Origin of the sequence: Polaromonas sp., assembly GCF_041689105.1 — a bacterium.
Taxonomy (GTDB): domain Bacteria; phylum Pseudomonadota; class Gammaproteobacteria; order Burkholderiales; family Burkholderiaceae_C; genus Polaromonas.
Window position 1 is genome coordinate 1 of record NZ_JBDNGU010000040.1, and the last position, 20,410, is coordinate 20,410.

Consider the following 20,410-nt stretch of genomic DNA (forward strand, 5'->3'; position numbering starts at 1 on the left):
CAGCGCCATCCAGCTCATCAAGGCCAATGCCCGTGGGTTTCGCAGCTTCACCAACTACCGGGCAAGAATTCTGTTTCATTGCGGTAAGTTGGATTTGGGTTGGGCGTGAGGAAAAAATCACAGTGAAATTAACGAAGAGCCAAAAAAATGACCAAGACAGCTACTCGCATCTGGGATCCCGCAGAACATCTTCAGTCTGATGAAGACATGGCCGCCTATCTTGAGGCGGCACTCGAAGAAGGCGACGCCGCTCTCTTTGCTGCCGCGTTGGGCGATATCGCACGCGCCAAGGGCATGTCTCAGCTTGCGCGTGAGACAGGTTTGGGGCGGGAGAGTCTCTACAAAGCTCTGTCCCCGTCCGGTAACCCCGAGTTCGCAACCATCCTTCGGGTCGTCGGCGCTTTGGGGCTCCAGCTACATGCAACGCGAGCCACCGCCAAGCGAGTGGGCTAACCCTTTCGGGTGCTGGCATTTCGCATCGCCGGAAATTGCGGTCTATTACAAAAATCCAGGCTCAGGCCGTCCTCGAGCAATGGCCTACCTCCCCGCCCCAAACATCTGCACCCAATAAATCCCCGAAGTGCTTTGGGTGTTCACCACAAACGCCGCGCCCATCTCCTCGAAATTCGGCGCCATGATGTTGGCGCAATGGCCGGGGCTGTTGAGCCAGCCTTGCACTGCAGCGTCAGCGGTTCTTTGCCCGGCGGCGATGTTTTCGCCAATGCTGCGCCAGCGGTAGCCGGCGCGGGTGGCGCGCACGGCTGCCGTGCTGCCGTCACGCGCGGTGTGGCTGAAGTAGCTGTGGCGCGCCATGTCGGTGGCGTGACCGGCGGCGATTTCTGTCAGCAGCGACTGCGGCAGCAGGGGCGGCACGGCGGGAAACGCCTGGTTGCCGCAGCGCCGTGGCTGCGCACGCGCGGCGTTGACCAGTGCCAGGATGCGCGCCTCGACCTCTTCCCCTTGTGAGGCGGCAGGCGTTGAAAAAGGCTCGGCCAGCACCACCCAGGTCTGTTTGTCGCGCTGGTGAAAGCCGGCGTCGAGCAAATAAGGTGGCATCACCGCTGCGCAGGATTTGCCCAGAACCTTGGCCGTCAGCGCGGCGGGGCCGGTGATGCCGCTCACCGTAATCTTGGCGGCGCGTACCGGGCGGTAGCCTGCGGCCTGGATGGCGTCTTCGAGTTTGGCGCCGCCGGAAATCATGACGGCAGCGAGCGACAGGGCTGGGTCTTCGCGCAACGTCGGCGCCCGCACGGGGCCTGAACCGCAGCCTTGTTGCCGGATGGCGTTGACCGCACGCAGCAGTGTCGGATGCGCCATCGATGGTGTTTGCGAGTACAGGTGCGCGCTGAATGCCAGCATACCAATAGTGAGCAGGGTCGCTGGCAGCCGCCTTGCCGGTGGGTCAGCTGCAAGGCTGCGCGGGAAGTTCATCGAGCCATGATAGCTACGCGGGGCCGGCCCCCGCGTGAACCGCTCGGATTTCGTGGGAGGTCAGGCTTTAAAGCGCTCTGATTTTGATAGCTTAACGCGACCGACTGGCATGGGCTGTAGGCCTGTTTGGCTTAAAAAAAATGTGTGCGGGTCCGCTGCGCCGGCTCAGGGACGTGTAGCGGGGACTGCCGGCGTTGGCGCACCGCTGCTGACCAGGCGCCGGACTTCCAGTAGTTTGGCGTTGAGCCGTCGGTGGTTGACGGGCCCCATGCGCAGCAGCATTTTTTGCCCTGCCGACAGCTTCTTGAGCGCCGGGTCGGTGAACTCATAACGCACCCAGGGCCGCACTGAGGGGATCGGACCCTTGACCTCGACCAGCGCCACATCGAGCGGGCCGGGCTGCACCTGCGTGGACAGCAGCAGGTCGATCACCGCGACGAGCCGGTCGTTGAAATAACGGCCAGGGAAACCCAGCTCTTCGTAAGCCTGCTGAAACAGCGGGTACAGCCGCTTGTACAGACGCACAGCGGCCGCTGAGTCCACCGACTCGACAAACAGCACAAAGGGTGTGTAGCGCAGGCTGTTGTCGGGGCTGATGCGGGTCATGACGGCGCTGGTGTTGCCGGCTTCACCGCCATTGGCCAGGGTGGTGAAGCGGCCGGCTGTCGGCACCACGGGCCACAACACAGGTGCTGCGTGTTCGCGGGCCAGGTTGTCGGTGGTCGCCACCACGCGGCGGGCGAAACCCTCCAGGTGCAAAAAGGTCTGCACCTTGTCGCGGCCCAACAGCTCGACCAGTGCCATGCTCAACAAGGCGTCGGAGTCGGCCAGCGCGGGCAGGGGCGTGCCAGCGGCGGGCTCATCGGTCGTGGCGGTAATCGGGTATTGAATCGCCGTCGAGGCCGGGGCGGAGGCAGCCAGCGACGGCGCAGGCGCCACCGTCACGGGGGTTGGGGGAATAGCCGGCAGGGGTTGCTGGCGCTGCTGCCACCAGTACCAGGCGCCTGCGCCCAGGGCGGCCAGGACAAGGACTGTCACCAGCCGCGATGCATTGTGGGTCATGGTTGTAGACGACGCGTACGACGTGCTTCTGAGGTTGGCTTTTCATGCTAACACCGCCCTAACTGGCATGGCGACATGCCAACCCAAATTATGAAATTAATACGCCATGCCAGTACCCTCACCCCGGCCCTCTCCCACAAGCGGGCGAGGGTGAGAAGCGTCGTTTCGCGAATTTCACGTTAAACCCATGCTGGCGAGGCGGTGAAATGCATATAAACAGCTCCTGTTTTAATAGCTGCTTGTGCCCGACTGGAAAGGGCTACAGCCCTATTTGTTCTGAAAATAACTCGGTGACTGCCCCATCGCAGCCTTGAACATCGCCGAGAAAGCGCTGTCGCTGGCGTAGCCGCTGGCGCCACTGCTGGTAGCTGGTGCCCAGCTCGTCGCGGAACAGCCGCGCCATGGTGCGCTCGCTGGCGCCCGTGTCCTCTGCCCACTCGGCCAGCGTGGCGCGCTCGGAAGGCGCACGCAGCACGGCTTCGCACAAGGCGCGCAGGCGCTTGTCGCCGTTGTTGGCATGCGGCATGGGCACGCCCAGCGGCTGCGTGTCGGCGCCTGCGATCTCGTCGATCAGCAGGCCGCTCAGCATGGCTTCACGCGTGGGGCTGAGTCCGGACCCGCCGTGCATGTCCAGGAAATGGACCATTTCCCGCATTAGTGGCGACACCACGATCACACTGCAACCCAGCCAGCGGGCAGAGGTGGCCTGTGCATGGATGTAAAGCGTGCGGAACTCTGCCGCCTCCAGCACATTGATGGCGTGCAGTGCACCGGGCGCGATCCACACCGCACGCGACGGCGGCACGATGTAGGTGACCTCGTCCGGCGTTGCGGCAGTCACCTGCACGATGCCGCTGGTGCAGTAGGCCAGTTGCGCCCAAGGGTGGCGGTGCGGCTGGAAGTGGGTGTCGGCCGCCATGCTGCGGGAGCGCACGCGCACCGGTCGCGCCGGGCTGGGCGTGAAGGCGTCGACGCCGTCAACCGACCGCAGCGGCGTACTGGTTCTGGCGGTGGGGCGAGGCATGGTTGGCTGAAATTCACTAAATGATGGCGTTCTGTCGCATTCAGGAAAACCAGGCCCGGTATTACGATACGCCCATGAGTTTCACCAGCACCCTGAATCCGCCGCCCCTCAACCCGGTCAGCCTGCGCCAGGACGCCGGTGTGATGGGCCTGGTCGGCCTGGCGCACATGATCAGCCATTTCAGCCAGCTGCTGCTGGCGCCGCTGTTTCCGTGGCTGAAGGAGGAGTTCGCGGTCAGTTACGCGCAGCTCGGTTTCCTGATGACGATTTTCTTTGTGGTGTCCTGCGCGGTGCAGGCGCTGTCGGGCTTTGTGGTGGACCGCTTCGGCCCCCGGCCGATTTTGTTTGCCGGGCTGAGCCTGCTGGGCTTGGCGGCCTTTGGCTATGCGGTCAGCACCAGCTATTGGATGTTGGCGGCTTTCGCGGTGCTCGCGGGCATCGGCAACGGCGTGTTTCACCCGGTGAACTACACCCTGATCAACCGCAAGGTCAGCCCGCCGCGCCTGGGCCATGCCTACAGCGTACACGGCATCACCGGCAGCCTGGGCTGGGCGCTGGCGCCGGCCCTGCTGGTGCCGCTTGCCATCATGTTCTCCTGGCGCGTGGCGCTGATGGGCGCCGGCACGCTGGCGTTCATGGTGCTGGTCGTGCTGATGCTGAACCGCGACAAGCTGACGCTGACCGTGGCCGCGCCAGCCAGGGGCGCAGCGGCGGCGGACAGCTCCTTGAGTTTTCTGAAAATCCCCGCCGTGTGGATGTGTTTTGCCTTCTTCTTCTGGTACGCGATAGTGCTCAGCGTGGTGCAGGCCTTTGCGCCCGAGGCCGCGCGCCAGTTGCACGACGTACCTCTCGCGCTGGCGGCGATGTGCCTGACGATTTACATGGTGTGCGCCGCCGGCGGCATGGTGGTCGGCGGCTTTCTGGCCTCGGACCCGGCGCGTTGCGAGCGCATCGTGGCTAGCGGCTTTGGTGTGGCGGCCGTGGTGGCGCTGTTGCTGGCGCTGGGGAGCTTTCCGGCCTGGGTGGTGCCAGTGCTGTTCGGCATCATGGGCTTTTCGGCCGGCATTGCCGGGCCGTCGCGCGACCTGCTGGTCAAGCGCTCCACGCCTGAAAACGCCTCCGGCCGCGTCTACGGCGTGGTGTACGCGGGGCTGGACATCGGCCAGGCGGTGTCGCCGCTGATTTTCGGCGTGATGATGGACCACCAGATGTACCGCGGCGTGTTGCTGGGGCTGACGCTGACGCTGGGCATTCTGATTGCCAGCGCCTTCAATGTGCGCCGGGTGCGGCGCACGCCGCTGGCCATGGCCTGAGCCAGTCAGGCGACGGGCGCTTCGGCTGCGCGGCGGTGTCGTCGCTCGTTGTACAGCACAAACAGGCCCGAGCCGATCAGCAGCGCAATGCCGCTCCATGCCAGCGTATTGGGCACTTCGCCCCACACCCCATAACCCAGTACCAGCGCAAACAGCAGGCCGCTGTAGCGAAAGGGCGCGACCAGTGTCATCTCGCCGTGGCGCATGCTGCTGATGATGAAGTAGTAGCCGCCCGTCAGAAAAACCGAGGCCAGCGCCAGCAGGCCCAACTCGAACGGCCCGAAAGCTTTCCAGCCCTGCAGCAGCGACGAGACGCCCGACACCACGGTGACCGCGACGGCCGTGGCCAACGTGATCAGGATGGACGGGACCCCCGCACCAATGCGGCGCGTCATCAGGTCGCGCGCCGCGTGGAACAGCGTGCCCAGCAGGCACACCAGCGCCCAGCCGTTGAAGCCTTTCGCGCGCGGCTGGATGACCAGCAGCACGCCAAGAAAACCGGCGCAGACGGCCAGCCAGCGGGCGCCGCGCACACGCTCGGCCATGAAGAGCGCTGCAAACAGCGTCATGAACAGCGGCGCGGCCAGGTTGATGGCGGTAGCGTTGCCAATGGGCAGGTGAAACAGCGAGCCAAGGTACAGCATGGTGGCGATCGCATCGACCAGCGCGCGGCCAGCGACCCAGCCGCGTGTAGCCTCACGCAGGCGGGTGGTGGCGCCCAGCGCATGGGCCAGAACCAGCACCAGCAACACCGACATGAAGCCCCGGATGAAGATCAGCTGCGCGCTGGGCATGCTCTGGCTGGCGAACTTGACCAGCGCATCGTTGGTGACGAAGCAACCCATGGCGCCGACCATGCAGACGATGCCGCGGCGGTTGGCGGCGGCGAGAAGAGCAGGGTTCATGCGGTGGGTGAAGTTGGTGTTATCGATCCGATTGCGGCGCGTACCGGGCGGCGCGTTACGAGGATTCTCCTCGATGTCCCCTACGGGCGCGAAGGCAGACCGGACAAAGCCTCAGACCGCGCGGCGGTGCCGGGCGATGCAGGTGTCCAGCACCTCGGCGGTGTCACGTTGCCACCAGTTGCCCGACGAAAAAATCTCGACTTCGCTGTAGCCGGCGAAACCCTGGGCTTCGACCCAACCGCGGATGCGCGGGATGTCGATGACGCCGTCGCCCATCATGCCGCGGTCCTCGAGCAGGTGCGTGGTCGGTGTCATCCAGTCGCAGACATGAAAGGCCATCAGCCTGTCCTTGCCGGCGCGTTTGATTTGCGCCTCAAGTTTCGGGTCCCACCACAAGTGGTACACATCCACCGCCACACCGAGGGTGCCAGTGCGCGCGGGATCGAGCGCGTCGCAGACGTCGAGCGCCTGCTCCAGGGTGTTGATGCAGGCGCGGTCGGCCGCGTACATGGGGTGCAGCGGCTCGATGGCCAGCGGCATGTTGTTGGCCTTTGCATACTCGAGGAGCTCGGCAATGCCATCCGTGACCTGGTTGCGCGACCGCGCGATGTCCTTGTGCGCGGCCTGGCCCGCCAGCGCGCCGGGCAGGCCACCCACCACCAGCACCAGGCAGGCGGCGTTCAGCTCGCAGGCCTCGTCCACGGCGCGGCGGTTGTCCTCATGTGCGGCTTTCAGGCCGGCCGCATCGTTGGCGGGAAACATGCCGCCGCGGCAATAACCCGAGAGCGCCAGGCCGTGGTCTTTCACGAGTTTCGAAATGGCCGGCAGACCGGCGGTAGCCACCTGGTCGCGCCAGGGCGAAATCGCCCGGATACCGCGCTGCACACAGGCTTCGATGATGTTGGTCAGCGGCTGCTCCACACCCCGGCTTTTGCGAACGGTCGCAGTGTTGATGGAGAGCCAGCGGTGGTCTTGGGAGAAGTCGCGCATGGATGCCTCTGGATTTATTCCCTCTCCCGCTGGCGGGAGAGGGTGAGGGTGAGGGTGAGGGTGAGGGTGTTCGGCGTTTGGGATGCTGGAGTCGGGGAGGCCCTCACCCCAGCCCTCTCCCAGAGGGCGAGGGAGTAAAAACGGGCGTCAATGTTCAACACCATGTAGGGCGAGCAGCGTTTTCATGCGATGCACGGCCAGTTCCGGATGCTCCAGCAGATTCGCCGCGTCGGCCAAGCGGAACAATTCGGCGAGGTGTTGCAGCGATCGGGTGCTCTGCTGGCCGCCGACCATGGTGAAGTGTTTCTGGTGGCCGTTGAGCCAGGCCATGAAAACGACGCCGGTTTTGTAGAACCGTGTGGGCGCGGCAAAGATGTGGCGCGACAGCGGCACGGTAGGGCCGAGGATGGCATGGAATTTGCCCACATTGCCCTGCGCCAGTTCACCCAGCGCGGCGCTGGCGGCCGGTGCAATCGCGTCGAAGATGCCCAGCAGCGCGTCGCTCTGGCCATGGAACCGTTCGCTGCCGTGGCCGTCCCCCGCGATCAGCTCGGCGTAATTGAAGTCATCGCCGGTGTACATGCGTACGCCCGAAGGAAGACGCCGCCGCATCGCAATCTCTTTGTCTTTGTCGAGCAGGGAGATCTTGATGCCGTCGACCTTGTCGGGGTGGGCGTTGATGATGCCCAGCGCGGTGTCCATGGCCTTTTCAACCTCGCTGCTGCCCCAGTAACCCGCCAGCGCCGGGTCGAACATCTCACCGAGCCAGTGCAACACGACGGGCTGCTTCGCCTGGCTCAGGATGCGGTCGTAAACACGCTCATAGTCCGCCGGGCTTTTGGCGACGCGGGCCAGCGCGCGGCTGGCCATGACGATGAGTTTGCCGTCGAGTTTTTCGATGGCCGCCATTTGTTCTTCGTAGCCGGCAATCACTTCATCAACCGTTTTGACGTGCTCCAGCACCAGGTGGTCGGTGCCGCAGCCCGAAGCTACCAGGGCGCCGGGTACATCGCGCGCTGCATCGAGCGAACGGCGAATCAGTTCCAGCGAGGTCGGCCAGTCCAGGCCCATGCCGCGTTGTGCGGTGTCCATGGCTTCGGCGACACCCAGGCCCAGCGACCACAGGTGACGGCGGTAGGCGATGGTGCTGTCCCAGTCGATGGCGCAATGGACCCATGGGTCTACCGCAGCCAGCGGGTCGGCGACCACGTGCGCGGCCGAGTAGGCGATGCGGTTGAAGGCCAGGCCCTTGGCCGGACGGACCGGCGTGGTGCCGCGCAGTGCGTAAGGTTGCAGGCCGCCCGCAGCGACGGGCAGGGTGAGGGATAAAGCCATGAAATCACCTGTTATGTATCAAATCGGACTCCAGCCCTTATCTGGCGGGCGCAAGCAGCTATCAAACTTGTAGCGCAGGAACGTCCACCCAGCGGCGTTCTTTCCAGCTCTCGAGCGCGGCCTCGACCAGTTGCACGCCTTTGGCGCCTTCGGGCAGCGTCCACTTGTAGGGCTCGTTTTCCACTACGTGGCGGATGAAATGCTCCCACTGGATCTTGAAGCCGTTGTCGTAGGTCTGCGAGTCGGGCACTTCCTGCCACTGGTCGAAGAAGTTCATCATCTGTTTTTCGTCCGGGTTCCACACCGGGCGCGGCGTGGTGACGCGGCTCTGCGCGCGGCACGAACTCAATCCGGCAACCGCCGAGCCGTGCGTGCCATCGACGTGAAAGGTGACCAGGTCGTCGCGGCGCACACGTGTGGCCCAGGACATGTTCATCTGTGCGATCACCGGCTCGCCGTTGTGGCCGATCAGCTCGGCTGTCGCGTAGGCGGCGTCGTCGGCAGTGGCCTTGTAGGGCTTGCCGTCTTCGTCCCAGCGCTCGGGAATGTGCGTGGCACCTATGCAGGAGATGGACTTGACCTCTCCGAACAGGTTGTCCAGCACGTAACGCCAGTGGCACATCATGTCCAGAATCATGCCGCCGCCGTCTTCGGTGCGGTAGTTCCAACTCGGGCGCTGGATAGGCTGCAGGTCGCCTTCAAACACCCAGTAGCCGAACTCCAGCCGCACCGACAGCATCTTGCCGAAGAAGCCGGCGCGGCGCAGCATGTCGAGTTTACGCAGGCCGGGCAGGAAAAGCTTGTCCTGCACCGCGCCGTGTTTCAGGCCGGATTTCTCAGCCAGGCGCGCGATCTCGACGGCTTCGTTGAGGTTGGTGGCAATCGGTTTTTCGCAATAGACGTGTTTGCCAGCGCGGATTGCCTTGGCCAGCAGGGTGGGGCGCATCTGCGTGGTGCCGGCGTCAAAGAAGATGCTGTCGTCCTTGTTCTTCAGCGCTTCGTCGAGATCGGTTCCCCAGCGGGTGATGCCCCAGGTTTTGGCCAGAGCCTCGATATTTTCGGCATTGCGGCCGATCAGTATCGGGTCGGGCATCACCTTGTCGCCGTTGGAGAGCGTGACGCCGCCCTGCTTGCGGATCGCGACGATGGAGCGGATCAGATGCTGGTTCATGCCCATGCGTCCAGTGACGCCGTGCATGATGATTCCGAGTCTTTGTGTAGCCATGAAAGTTCTCTTGAGGTGGTTTTGGTATGAAATCAGACAATGGGTTGCAGGCTGTCCCAGCGCGGCATCGTGGCGCTGGCAAAGCCGGGGACGTGCAGCGAAGACAGGTCCAACTCGCCGCCGTGCACGGCCAGGTGCGGGCGGCCGGCATGGGTCTCGTAAAAGCCGGGGTGCGCCGTGGCAAAAGCCTGCGCTTCGGCATCGGGCGCGATACCGAAGCCGTCGACATAGTGGTGGCCGTTGCGCTCGATGTGCGTCACCCCCAGGCTGGCCGCCAGCAAGGTGTCTTGCTGCACCGCCAGACCGGCTTGGCAGGTCAGGTCCTCGCCTGAGAGCAGCAGACGCTGGGGTTCTTGCGCAATGCGCGCTGCGTTGGCCAGCGAGCGGTAGATTCCCTTGCAGGCCTTGCTCGAGATGCCGCGGTAACCCAGTGCCAGGCCGCGCTCAAGCACGTCGGCCTGGTCATCGGATTCGTCCAGGATCACGGGGACATCGATGCCCAGCTCGGCGATGGACTGATCGAGCGCGACACGGCGTGCCAGCGGCTGTTCGAGCAGCAGGGTACGCCGCAGCAGGCCGGCCAGTGGCGACGCTTGCTTGAGCGTTTGCCAAAACGCGCCCAGCGCCTGCGCATCGGCAAAGGTTTCGTTACCGTCCAGCGTGACGCGGTAGTCGCCTGCGCGCGCATCGAGCACAGCCGCAATCTGAGTGAGACGGTCCAGGTCAGCGTCCGATCGGCCCGACAGTTTGAGCTTGAAGTGGTGCAGGCCATAACGTGCGATGGCGGCATCTAACGTGGCGGGCAGGCCATCGTCAGGGTCCGTGCCTGCATCGCCGTCGGTCAGACGGTCGGCCAGGCCCACCGTGTGGCGCAGCGTGACGGAGCGCGGCTTGACCAGCGCCAGCAAGGGCGACCAGGGGTCGCCGAGCACGCCGGCCCGCAGACCATCGACCCAGGACAGGCTGGCGCAGCGCAGGGCTGCGTCGGCGATGGCCTTGTCCAGCAGGGCAGGGCCGAATTGCGCGGCCAGTCGCGGCAGGCCGCGTGCCACCGCCGTCGTGATGGCCGCAGCCCCGGCTGAATGGGACAGCCCATGCGGGCTCTGCCCGCCCTCGGCGCTGGCATAGGCGTCGCGCGCGGTGCGCAGGGCCTCGCGCAGCTGCTCGAAGTTCTGCTCATGCGTGAGGTCAGGGGACTTGTCGAACCACTTGGGCACCATGAGTTCGGCACTGCCGCCTTCAAAGGTCCGCCCGCCAATGTCGAGTTCGACACGCACAAAGGCCTGCGGGCAACGTGTCACCGTCGCTGCGCCGAAGCGGAAAGGCAGGCGCAAGGTCACCGGCCGTTCGAACAGGGCAACGGAGCGGATAGTGACGGCGCTCACGTCAATGTGCTCCAGATGGCCTTGACATGACGGGCGCTGAACTCTGCACAGCCGGGTCCGTCGGGCTGGTAGTCGAAAGGTTCGACTGCCATCCAGCCTGCATACCCTGCGGTTTTGAGAACCTGCAGCACCGGTTGTTGCGGCGTGTCGCCCTGGCCCGGCCCCCTGCGGTTTTTGTCATTGAGCTGCACGTGCGCGATGTGACCGCTGGCCAAATAATGCGCCAGCACCTCGTGCACCGGTGTGCTCTCGGCTTGTGAGGCGGCGCTGACGTCGAGCATGGTGCGCAGGGCTGGTGAGCCGATGCGGTCGACCATGGCTGCGGCCTGTGCCACCGTGTTGATCACCGGTGTCTCTGCGGGCGACAGCGGTTCCAGGCAATAGACCACCCCCGCCGCTTCGGCGTGGGGCGCGAGTTCAGCCAGCGCGTCGTGCAGGCGTTCGACGGCGTCGGCAAGGCTCTGACCGGGCAGGGGCGAGCGCTGCTTGGGTGAGCCATGCACCAGCACGACCGCGCCGCAGGCAGCGGCGACATCGATCAGGCGTTTGAGCAGGGACAGCGTCTGCTGCCGCACGACGGTGTCTGCGCTGACAAGCGACAGGCCATCGGGTTTGACCAGCAGCCAGTGCAGGCTGGAGATGGCCAGACCGTGTGCTTGCGCGGTGCTGCGAAAGCGCCGCGCGGCCGCAGCGTCCAGCGTCTGCGGGTCCTGGGTCAGCGTGAAGGGCGCCAGCTCCAGGCCGGTGTAGCCAAAGGCGGCTGCCAGTGCGCATTGCCGGTCAAACGCAAGCGGGTGCAGCACCTCGTTGCACAGCGAGAGCTTCATAGGGCGGTTTTTCCAGAGCGCCGCAGGCTGTAGATTTTCCAGCCTATGGTGCCGAAGATGAGTGCTGCGACCACCGCAGAGATGGGCCGGGTGAAGAAGGGGCTCAGGTCGCCGTCGGACAGGATCAACGCGCGGCGCAGATTTTTTTCCAGCAGGTCACCCAGCACGATGCCCAGCACCAGCGGCGCCATCGGGTAGCCAAAGCTGCGCAGGAAAAACCCCAGGATGCCGAAGGCCAGCATGACGTAGACATCGAACAGCCGACCGGAGATGGCAAAGCTGCCGACCGAACAAAGTACGAAAATGATGGGTACGATGTAGTGCTGCGGCACGCGCAGCACCTGCACCAGCGCTTTGGTCAGCACCAGGCCATAGATCAGGATGCCGATCGTGGCAAACAGCATCATGGCCACCACGTCATAGACAAATTGCGGGTTCTCCACCATGATCAGCGGGCCCGGTTTGATTCCGTGGATGATCATCGCGGCCATCAACACGGCCGCAGGGGCTGAGCCCGGAATCGCGAGCGTGAGAACCGGAATCATCGCGCCTGGCACGCAGGCGTTGTCACCGGTCTCGGCAGCCATCAGGCCCTCGACCGAGCCCTTGCCATACAGCTCTTTCTCTTTGCTGGCGCGCTTCGCTGCGGCGTAGGATGACCAGGCTGCCACGTCCTCACCGACGCCCGGCACAATGCCGACGCCGGTGCCAATCAGGCCGGAGCGCAGGATGGTGCGCCAGTATTTGGTGACGTCGCGCAGCTTGGGGATGACGGTGTCGAAGGGGCTGATCTTCACCGGTGCCTGACGCTCCTTCATGGCCGTCAGCAACTCGGCGAAGCCGAAGGCACCGACCAGGGCTGGCACCAGCTGGATGCCGCCGGCCAGGTCGCGCACGCCCCAGGCGAAACGCTCATAACCGTATTGCGGTTCCTGGCCGATGCCGGCAATGAACAGGCCCGCGATGCCGGCGATCCAGCCTTTGAGCGGGTCGTCGCCCGTCAAGGTGCCGGCAATGATCACGCCGAACAGCGCCAGCCAGAAAAACTCATAGGCGCCGAACTTCAGGGCCAGCCCGCCGAGGATCGGCGTGAAGCCTGCCAGGAAAAACATGCCGATCAGCGTGCCCACGACCGAACCCGTCGTGGCGATGCCCATGGCCCGGCCGGCCATGCCCTGGCGAGCCAGCGCATAACCATCCAGACAGGAGGCAGCCGAGGCCGGTGTGCCCGGGATGTTGAGCAGGATGGCCGAGCGCGAGCCACCGTAAATGGAACCGACATAGGTGCAGATCAGGATCAGCAAGGCCTGGCTGGCCGGCAGTTTGAGCGTGAGCGTGGTCATCAGCGCCAGCGCCATGGTGGCCGTCAGGCCGGGCAGGGCGCCCATGATGACGCCGACCAGAGAGGACAGCAAGGCGTAGAAGATGACCTCGGGCGTGCCAAAGCGCACGAGCGATTGGCCAAACATGATGAATCCGTCAAACATGGGGGACATTTTTCATGGGAGACGGACAAGAAAGACGTACTGGAACACCAGCGTCACAACCAGGGCGGTCAGCACGCCGGCCAGCACCGCAGCCAGCAGTCGCCTGGCGTGTGCTTGTTCCGGCGGCGCAAAACACCAGACAAAGGCCGCCACAAACAATGCCGTGGCCAGCCAGAAGGGCGCGCGACCGATCAGGCCAGCGGCATACACCAGGCTGAGCACCAGCGTGGCCAGTACCCGGCGGTTCAGCACCGGCGGCGCTGGGCCATCCTGGGCTGCGGCAGCGGTGTTCCGGCGGCGCCAGCCCCGTAGCATCAGGATGACGCCCAGCAGCACAATGACACTGCCGATCATGCCCGGCACAAAACCCGGCATCGTGTAGAGCTCTGCACCCATGGACTTGAATCGGTCCATGCGCAGGGACTCCGCCACAATCAACAGGCCAAACCCGGCCCACCCCGCTCCGCCCAACAGGTCGGAGCGGGCGGTATTAACGCCCTCGGTCATGGAATAGGGTGGGTGGTCAGGGTTTTGGAATGCCGACAGTGTCGGGCGACACCTTGGCCTTGCCCGCGGCCTGCTGCGTCCAGGCGTAAGACTGGATCGCCGGGAACACCGCCTTCTGCGCGTCTTCCCCGGCCATCGGGGCAAACATGGCGCCGCGTGCCTGTGCGTATTTTTTCAGGGCTTCGTTCTTGAGCATTTCGGTGGCCCAGATCTTGTCGAGGGTTTGGGTCACTTCAGGCGGTGCGCCCTTGGGTACAAAGATACCGAAGTAGTTAATCGGGTCCTTGAAGCCGGGGATGAACTGCGACAACGGGGGGATCGTGCCGTAACCCTCAATCTCAATTGATTTGTCACCCACCACCGCCAGCGGGCGGATTTTTTTAGCCCGGATCATGTCAGTCTGTTCTGCTGCGAGCTGGGTGGTCACCTGGGTCTCGCCTGATGCGGCTGCGACTGCTGCAGGCGCGCCGCCGTCGTAGGTGACGTGCTTGTAAGTCACGCCCGCTGCGCGGGCAATCGATTCAATGGCCGAATGCCCGCTGGAGTTGACGCCTGCCGTGGCGACAGAAATGGCGCCTGGCTTCTCCTTCATGGCGGCCAGCAGCTCAGGCATGGTTTTGTAGGGCGTGTCGGCATTGACGCCGACCACGGCGATGTGCGCCACGTTGAGATAGAGGTTCCAGTCCCTGGCCGAGGTGTCCAGCATGCCGAGCACTTTGTAGGTGCCGAGGTCCTTCGCGCCGCCTGCTGTCCAGGTGTAGCCGTCCTTGGGAGCTTCCATCGCGTTCTTGGTGCCGACGGAGCCAGAAGCGCCAGGCTGGTTCATGATGACAATTTTTTGACCAAGGTACTTTTCAAGCTCGGCTGCAGTTACGCGGGTTACCTGGTCGGTAGAGCCGCCCGGCGCCCAGGGCACGATCAGCGTAATGGGCTTGGTGGGTTTCCACTGCGCCATCGCGCCAGTGGCGCTGACGGACAGCAAGCCTGCAATCAGCAGACCGCGAATGGACAGGGCAGGTTTCATGCAGATCTCCTTCGTTGTTAATTCACTAGAAGGTGAATTGTAGAAAGCGACGAACTGCAGGTCAATCAAGCGGCGGGCTCAGTTTCTAAGGACATACCCTAGGACCACGTCGCAGATGTGGGACAGCCGCTCATTGAGCGCCTTGGTGCCCATCAGGTCGCGCCCGAAGATGGCGGACAGCGTGGAGTTGTTGGAGAGGTAAAAATAGGAGAGGCCAGCGATCGAGACATACAGTTGAACCGGGTCGATGCCGCCACGAAACAAGCCTTCGCTGCGGCCCCGCTCGAGGATTTCGGCGAGCGTTTCGATCAGCGGCGAGTTCATTTCCTGTACCCGGCCGGACATGGCCAGGTGCCTTCCCTGGTGCAGGTTTTCGCTGTTGAGCAGCGTGAGGAACTCGGGGTGGGCGATGTAATACTCCCACGTGAATTCCGTCAGCCGACGGATCGCCTGCGCTGGTTCCATGTCTCGCAGGTGCAATTGCATCTCTGCAGTGCGGATGTCAGCATAAGTGCTTTCAAGCACCGCCAGGAAGAGTTCGTCCTTGCTTTTGAAGTAGTAGTAGATCAGGCGTTTGTTGACATCCGCGCGCTCGGCGATGCGGTCGACCCGCGCACCGCCCAGGCCGTGCTGCGCAAACTCGTCGCGGGCCGCCAGCAGGATGGCCAACTGCGAGCGGTCGGCATCGCGAGAGCGCGGCTCGGCGGGTTTTGCGGTTTTGGCTTTGGCGCTCGGCATGGCTGATAATTTAACTGTTTGGTGAATTAATGCAAGGTTGCTGACCGAACGTGCGGCGACGACGGCGACAACAGTGGCGATTGCGGCATTGGATGACAGGCACTGTACCAAGCCCATGCTCATAATGGCGCAGGGACCGGCCAGCCGCGCCGATGCCACTTCCCAAGGAGACGGCCATGAACGATTCGAACACGCCCAAAGACGGTGACTTTACGCACTGGGTCGATGAAAAGGCCGAGGCGCTGAAATTCGAGCTGGGTGAAAAATTTCCCGTGCCACCCACTGACCTGCATTCACCGTCCGTGCATGTGGAGACCGGTCGCCAGAAGCTGGAAGAAGTGCTGCTCGAGCATGAGGAGCCGACGGCCGAATTCCTCGAAGAACTCGACGCCCTGAAAAACGCGCCGCCGCTGAGCGACGAGGAGCTGGCCCGGCAGGCGCTGGAGGCCGGCGGTGGCGACGGCGATGCCGCCACTCCGGAGTAGTTGCATGCTCTGCCGATCACGGTAAAGCTACGTGCAGGGAGCGAGCCTGGGGGCGCTGATTGTCAACGTGCTGGCAACTGAACGCGCGCGCCGCGTCTATTTCAATGGGGTACTGGCCCGTGCCGACGTGCACAGCAAATACCAGCCCAGCCGCCAGCGCTGGCTGCGCCACGCGCAACGGTTTTTACACGCTCAACCCCGACCTGCAACTGCGCGCGCACCACACCGGCAACTGGCTACCCTGTGGGCAATGGCTGAACCAGCCGCTGGTTTTTACCGGGTTCGGCATCAAAACCAACGAGGCCGTGTCCCGACCCGATACGGCCAGCGAATAACTCTTCTTGGGGACGACCATGGATCAACTTCGTTCTCTTCGGGTGTTTACCCACGTCATCGCCGAAGGCAGCTTTGCCGGGGCGGCGCGTGTGCTGGACCTTGCACCCGCCGTGGTAACACGCGCCATTGGCGACCTGGAGCAGCACCTGGGCGCGCGGCTGATCAACCGCAACAGCCGCAGTCTGGCGCTCACCGACATTGGCGAAGCCTACCTGTAACGCGCCACACAGATACTGGCCGACCTGGACGACGCCGATGCCCTGGCGGGTGCCGCCACCAACACGCCCCGAGGCGTGTTGCGCGTGCTCTGCCCACCGGCATTTGCAGCGCACCAGCTCGCCAAACACTTACCCCGTTTTCAGCAACGGTACCCGCAAATCCACCTGGAAATTGCCACCCCCGGCCCGGTGAGCGCGGCGGATGAAAACTTTGACGTGTCCATTCTGTCCATCGGCCAGCAGCCACTGCAAGGTGACTTTGTGGCGCGGCCGCTGGCATGCTCATCCTTCATCATTTGCGCCGCGCCGCAGTACCTGGCCCGGCGCGGCCCACCCCTGCAACCGCAGGACTTGATCGGGCACGAAGGCCTGCTACCTGCGGTATCTGCGGTGCGTCGCGAGTTAACGCTGTACCGGCAAACGCCGCTGCCGGGCGCAGACACTGTCAACACTGTCACCCTCCCGCTGCCGCCGCCCGTGCTCTCCACCACGCAGATCGACCTGATACTGGCCGCCGCGCTGGCGGGCTTGGGTCTGGCGGGGCTGCCCACCTTTGTGGCCGAACAAGCTTTGGCAGACGGCCGTTTGCAACGCGTGTTGCCCGATTGGCGCGGCGTTACCCTGAGCCTGTACGCCGCCATGCCCACGCGCAAGAACGTGCCAGCGCGAACCCGGGTGTTCATTGACTTTTTGGTCGAGACGTTTGGCGGCAACCGCGAAGACCCATGGCTTGCGTCGGCGAATGCCTTGCTGGGCCGGTCGCCGTAGTTCTGACCTGTAGTCGATCAACCCAACGAACCAATCCCATTGGCTGCTAGCACGGCACATACTGCCATACCCAACACGCACACCAGTTGCCAACCAAGCGCCGTGCGCATGTCGCCGCGCTTGCGCTCGCTCAACACGGGAAGTTGCCCTTGCTGTAGCTCCAGCCCCCACCGCTTGACTTCCAGTGTGGACACCAGCGACAAACCGCTGGCCACGCCGTACAGCACCAGCTTGATGACAAACGGCAGGTTGTGAAAATAGTAACTCGAGCCCTTGCCATAGTAGAAAAGCCGCAACAGGCCAATCACCAGCACCAGCGTGGCGGCGATGCCGTTGATCAGGTTAACCTGGCGCAGCCGTTGCGCCGTGCCGATATCCCAAGGGCGGCGGAGCAAGACCAGCGCAAACACCGGTCCGGCGAACACCAGAGCAGCAAAAAAAACGTGTGAAAAGGCCAGCAATGAAGTCATGGTGTGCATTTGCAGAGGTAGCGGGGCGTTCGCTGCCTAGCGGTAGCTGGTCGTCACCGGGGTGTAGTCCACCTGCGCATCCAGGTCGACCAACTTACCGGCCACCGATTGCATGGGTGGCACCCGCCCTTCATAGCGCACGGCCGTCTTGCTGCTGACCTCGAAAACCACATGCAGTGGCGCAATGAAGCGGCGAATCAACCAATTGCTGGGGGTCAGGATGAAGGCGGCTTGGCCGTTGGCGGCGCGCTCGGCGCGAATATCAAAGCCGTAGCTGGTCTTCTCTTTCAACACAATAAACCGCACCGGCAAGGTCCTGCCCGCCGCCAGCTCGCTCCAGTGCGCCAGAATGAAACCAAAGGTGGACGGCCCGGTGAGCGCAGGTGCATCAATCTTTTCTTCTGCCGTGCTGAGGGTGCCGTTGTCGTTCAGGCTGTATTGCAACTGCCGCCCGTCGGCGCTCACTTGCACCTCGCCGCTGTAACCCGACTGCTGGTTTTGAACGTTGAAGCGCTGCAGCTCATAACGCGCATTAAATTGGGCTGACTCGGCAATGATCAGCTTTTGCTTCGGGTCGCGCGTCAAATGGGCGGCCTCCAAGCCCATGGGCGTGGTGGCGATGCGGCGCTCATACCGAAACAGCGGCTCGCCACCGGTTGCGCCCTGGGCAAAGGTGGCACCACGGTAAATCAGGTCGCCAGCCTGGGCCGGGTTGACGCTGAGTGCCTGCAGCCGCGCGGCGCTGGGCGCATCTAAAGCGGCGCGCGCCGGGTCTGCGGCCAGCAACAGCAGAGCAATACAGGCAATGGCGGTTGGGACGCGGCGAATCAGTTGAAGGGTGGTTTTCATAGCGGTTCTTTTGGAAGGGTGAAGGTGGCTTGTTGGGAAGCCACGACTGTAGAACCGTGGCCGCGTGCCGCAGGGGACTTGTTCAGCGCTTCCCTAGGCAACCCATCTGTCAGCAGGGGCGGCAGAACCGGCTTGGCCGGTCCGCAGACGCAGCGGTTCCCTCGGGGGGCAGGGCGCTACGCGAAGTGAGCGACCGTTGGGGGCGACAATACGGCCATGACACAACAACTTGCCGGCCATCTTCTCGTTCAATGCCTTGTGACCCAGGGCGTCACCCATGCTTTCGGCGTTCCGGGTGAAAGTTATCTCGCGGTGCTCGATGGCTTTCATGCGTACCACGACCAGATTCGCTTCATCATCAACCGGCAGGAGGGCGGCGCCGCTTTCATGGCCGAGGCCCACGGCAAGCTGACCGGGCGGCCCGGCATCTGTTTTGTGACGCGCGGCCCGGGCGCCACCAATGCCTCGATTGGCGTGCACACGGCCTTCCAGGATTCCACGCCGATGATTCTGTTTGTTGGCGACGTGGCCAGCGACACCCGCGACCGCGAAGCCTTCCAGGAGGTGGACTACAGCAGCTTTTTCGGTCCTTCGACGCGCGGCATGGCCAAACGTGTGGAGCGCATCGACGATGCGCGCCGCATCCCTGAATATGTGGCGCGAGCGTTTGCCACAGCCATGAACGGCCGGCCCGGCCCGGTGGTGCTGGTGCTGCCCGAGGACATGCTGACGCAAACCGTGGATGTAGCGCCGCTGCCGCGCGTGGAGGCGGTCGAGGCCTGGAGCGACCCCGGCTCACTGCGCAAGCTGCGCGAGATGTTGCTGCAGTCCGAACGCCCGCTGGTGATTGCCGGTGGCGCCGGCTGGACGCCGCAGGCCGCGCAGGCGCTGCAGCGTTTCGCCGAGAACTGGTCGCTGCCGGTAGGCAATGCCTTTCGCTTCCAGGACACCTTCGATAACCACCACCCGCTGTATGCCGGTGATGTCGGCATTGGCCTGAACCCCAAACTCGCCGCGCGCATCAAGCAGGCCGATCTGATTCTGGCTATCGGCCCGCGCCTGGGCGAGATGACCACCGGCGGCTACACCCTGATCGAAGCGCCGCGTCCTAAACAGAAGCTGGTGCACATTCACGCCGGCGCCGAGGAGCTCAACCGCGTGTTCCAGGCCGACCTTGCCATCAACGCCACCATGAATGCGGCGGCGCGTTCACTGGAGGTGCTGACCGCACCGGTTTCTGTTCCCTGGCAAGCCTGGGCGGAGTCGGCCAACGCGGACTACCTCGGCAACATCGACCCGGCCAATGGCGGGGTGGTGCTACCTGGCAGCATCGACATGCCAGCCATCGTGGGCACCCTTCAGAAGCTGCTGCCGGAAGATGCGGTGCTGACCAACGGCGCGGGCAACTTCGCGAGCTGGGTGCATCGTTTTTTCCAGCACCACGGGCTGGTCAAGGGCCTGAAGACGCAGCTGGCGCCCACCGTGGGCGCCATGGGGTATGGCGTGCCGGCCGGCATCGCGGCTAACATCGTGTCGGGACGCACAGCGTTCACGATTGCGGGCGACGGTGATTTTTTGATGAACGGCCAGGAGCTGGCGACCGCCGTGCAGCATGGCGCCAAAAGCATCATCCTGCTGCTCAACAACGGCATGTACGGCACCATTCGCATGCACCAGGAGCGCGAGTACCCGCGCCATGTCAGTGGCTCGCAGCTGCAGAACCCGGACTTCTGCGCACTCGCACGGGCCTATGGCTACACCGCCACGCGCATCACGCGCACCGAAGAGTTTGAAGCCGTCATGCGCCAGGCCCTGCAAGGCAAGGAAGGCGCGCTGATCGAGATCATGCTGGACCCGGAGGTCATCAGCACACGTGGCACGTTGTCGGCGATCACGAACGCAGCGCAGCGGTGACCTTGGGCAGTTAAGCCCCATGCAGGGCTCTTCTACAAGCAGGGGCCGCGGGTCCGGCTTCGCCGGCCCGCAGGCGCAGCGCCCCCCTGGGGGGCAGAGAGTTACGCGTAGCGAGCG

General features: G+C 64.0%; 23 protein-coding genes. 8 read left to right on the forward strand and 15 right to left on the reverse strand.

Annotation, left to right across the window (positions count from 1 at the left end; all coding sequences use genetic code 11):
• On the forward strand, positions 1-109 hold a 109-nt coding region (locus ACESMT_RS03680; RefSeq protein ID WP_372824689.1), incomplete at its 5' end, for a transposase.
• 38 nt (positions 110-147) lie between these two features.
• Positions 148-453 carry an addiction module antidote protein gene (locus ACESMT_RS03685; protein ID WP_372825223.1) on the forward strand — a complete coding sequence of 102 codons (306 nt, stop codon included), beginning with the start codon at positions 148-150 and terminating at the stop codon, positions 451-453.
• A gap of 84 nt (positions 454-537) precedes the next feature.
• Here the strand turns inward: ACESMT_RS03685 and ACESMT_RS03690 are convergent, their stop codons facing one another.
• The 3 genes from ACESMT_RS03690 to ACESMT_RS03700 form a co-directional block, all read right to left on the reverse strand.
• Positions 538-1,359 (reverse strand): CAP domain-containing protein, encoded by an 822-nt coding sequence (locus ACESMT_RS03690; RefSeq protein ID WP_372825224.1) that lies wholly within the window; start codon positions 1,357-1,359, stop codon positions 538-540.
• Positions 1,360-1,596: 237 nt separating this feature from the next.
• Positions 1,597-2,493 (reverse strand): DUF3014 domain-containing protein, encoded by an 897-nt coding sequence (locus ACESMT_RS03695; RefSeq protein WP_372825225.1) that lies wholly within the window; start codon positions 2,491-2,493, stop codon positions 1,597-1,599.
• 259 nt (positions 2,494-2,752) lie between these two features.
• The gene (locus tag ACESMT_RS03700) at positions 2,753-3,517 is read right to left on the reverse strand and encodes an AraC family ligand binding domain-containing protein (RefSeq protein WP_372825226.1); all 765 of its coding nucleotides are present in this window, start codon (positions 3,515-3,517) and stop codon (positions 2,753-2,755) included.
• A gap of 74 nt (positions 3,518-3,591) precedes the next feature.
• Between ACESMT_RS03700 and ACESMT_RS03705 the strand changes: the two genes are divergently transcribed.
• The gene (locus ACESMT_RS03705; RefSeq protein ID WP_372825243.1) at positions 3,592-4,830 is read left to right on the forward strand and encodes an MFS transporter; all 1,239 of its coding nucleotides are present in this window, start codon (positions 3,592-3,594) and stop codon (positions 4,828-4,830) included.
• Positions 4,831-4,835: 5 nt separating this feature from the next.
• Here ACESMT_RS03705 and ACESMT_RS03710 read toward each other — a convergent pair whose 3' ends face one another.
• The 10 genes from ACESMT_RS03710 to ACESMT_RS03755 all read right to left on the reverse strand — a co-directional run bounded on the left by ACESMT_RS03710 (position 4,836) and on the right by ACESMT_RS03755 (position 15,253).
• Positions 4,836-5,735 carry a DMT family transporter gene (locus ACESMT_RS03710; protein ID WP_372825227.1) on the reverse strand — a complete coding sequence of 300 codons (900 nt, stop codon included), beginning with the start codon at positions 5,733-5,735 and terminating at the stop codon, positions 4,836-4,838.
• A gap of 111 nt (positions 5,736-5,846) precedes the next feature.
• Positions 5,847-6,725 carry a sugar phosphate isomerase/epimerase family protein gene (locus tag ACESMT_RS03715; protein ID WP_372825228.1) on the reverse strand — a complete coding sequence of 293 codons (879 nt, stop codon included), beginning with the start codon at positions 6,723-6,725 and terminating at the stop codon, positions 5,847-5,849.
• 147 nt (positions 6,726-6,872) lie between these two features.
• A complete protein-coding gene (locus ACESMT_RS03720; protein WP_372825229.1) occupies positions 6,873-8,060 on the reverse strand; it encodes a dihydrodipicolinate synthase family protein in 1,188 nt (395 codons plus the stop codon).
• A 61-nt stretch (positions 8,061-8,121) separates the two neighbouring features.
• A complete protein-coding gene (locus ACESMT_RS03725; protein WP_372825230.1) occupies positions 8,122-9,285 on the reverse strand; it encodes a Gfo/Idh/MocA family protein in 1,164 nt (387 codons plus the stop codon).
• 32 nt (positions 9,286-9,317) lie between these two features.
• Entirely contained in the window at positions 9,318-10,670 is a 1,353-nt protein-coding gene (locus ACESMT_RS03730; RefSeq protein ID WP_372825231.1) for a hypothetical protein, read from the reverse strand.
• A complete protein-coding gene (locus ACESMT_RS03735) occupies positions 10,667-11,497 on the reverse strand; it encodes a sugar phosphate isomerase/epimerase family protein (protein WP_372825232.1) in 831 nt (276 codons plus the stop codon). The genes ACESMT_RS03730 and ACESMT_RS03735 overlap by 4 nt, the downstream gene beginning before the upstream one ends.
• A complete protein-coding gene (locus ACESMT_RS03740; protein WP_372825233.1) occupies positions 11,494-12,984 on the reverse strand; it encodes a tripartite tricarboxylate transporter permease in 1,491 nt (496 codons plus the stop codon). The genes ACESMT_RS03735 and ACESMT_RS03740 overlap by 4 nt, the downstream gene beginning before the upstream one ends.
• Before the next feature lie 12 nt (positions 12,985-12,996).
• Complete coding sequence (locus ACESMT_RS03745; protein ID WP_372825234.1) at positions 12,997-13,491, reverse strand: tripartite tricarboxylate transporter TctB family protein; 495 nt, start codon at positions 13,489-13,491, stop codon at positions 12,997-12,999.
• 16 nt (positions 13,492-13,507) lie between these two features.
• The gene (locus tag ACESMT_RS03750) at positions 13,508-14,515 is read right to left on the reverse strand and encodes a Bug family tripartite tricarboxylate transporter substrate binding protein (RefSeq protein ID WP_372825235.1); all 1,008 of its coding nucleotides are present in this window, start codon (positions 14,513-14,515) and stop codon (positions 13,508-13,510) included.
• 78 nt (positions 14,516-14,593) lie between these two features.
• Entirely contained in the window at positions 14,594-15,253 is a 660-nt protein-coding gene (locus tag ACESMT_RS03755; protein ID WP_372825244.1) for a TetR/AcrR family transcriptional regulator, read from the reverse strand.
• Between the two features lie 176 nt (positions 15,254-15,429).
• Here ACESMT_RS03755 and ACESMT_RS03760 point away from each other — a divergent pair, with 176 nt between their 5' ends.
• From ACESMT_RS03760 to ACESMT_RS03775, 4 genes are all read left to right on the forward strand, one after another.
• The gene (locus ACESMT_RS03760; RefSeq protein WP_372825236.1) at positions 15,430-15,738 is read left to right on the forward strand and encodes a hypothetical protein; all 309 of its coding nucleotides are present in this window, start codon (positions 15,430-15,432) and stop codon (positions 15,736-15,738) included.
• A gap of 104 nt (positions 15,739-15,842) precedes the next feature.
• Positions 15,843-16,073: a hypothetical protein gene (locus ACESMT_RS03765; RefSeq protein WP_372825237.1), complete on the forward strand. Its 231-nt coding sequence runs from the start codon at positions 15,843-15,845 to the stop codon at positions 16,071-16,073.
• An 18-nt stretch (positions 16,074-16,091) separates the two neighbouring features.
• Complete coding sequence (locus ACESMT_RS03770; protein ID WP_372825238.1) at positions 16,092-16,292, forward strand: LysR family transcriptional regulator; 201 nt, start codon at positions 16,092-16,094, stop codon at positions 16,290-16,292.
• A 75-nt stretch (positions 16,293-16,367) separates the two neighbouring features.
• On the forward strand, positions 16,368-17,060 hold the full coding sequence (locus ACESMT_RS03775; protein ID WP_372825239.1) for a substrate binding domain-containing protein: 693 nt from the start codon (positions 16,368-16,370) through the stop codon (positions 17,058-17,060).
• 17 nt (positions 17,061-17,077) lie between these two features.
• Here ACESMT_RS03775 and ACESMT_RS03780 read toward each other — a convergent pair whose 3' ends face one another.
• A complete protein-coding gene (locus ACESMT_RS03780) occupies positions 17,078-17,530 on the reverse strand; it encodes a DUF2214 family protein (RefSeq protein WP_372825240.1) in 453 nt (150 codons plus the stop codon).
• 36 nt (positions 17,531-17,566) lie between these two features.
• The gene (locus ACESMT_RS03785; RefSeq protein ID WP_372825241.1) at positions 17,567-18,379 is read right to left on the reverse strand and encodes a hypothetical protein; all 813 of its coding nucleotides are present in this window, start codon (positions 18,377-18,379) and stop codon (positions 17,567-17,569) included.
• Between the two features lie 216 nt (positions 18,380-18,595).
• Between ACESMT_RS03785 and ACESMT_RS03790 the strand changes: the two genes are divergently transcribed.
• A complete protein-coding gene (locus tag ACESMT_RS03790) occupies positions 18,596-20,293 on the forward strand; it encodes a thiamine pyrophosphate-binding protein (protein ID WP_372825242.1) in 1,698 nt (565 codons plus the stop codon).
• Positions 20,294-20,410: the final 117 nt, after the last annotated feature.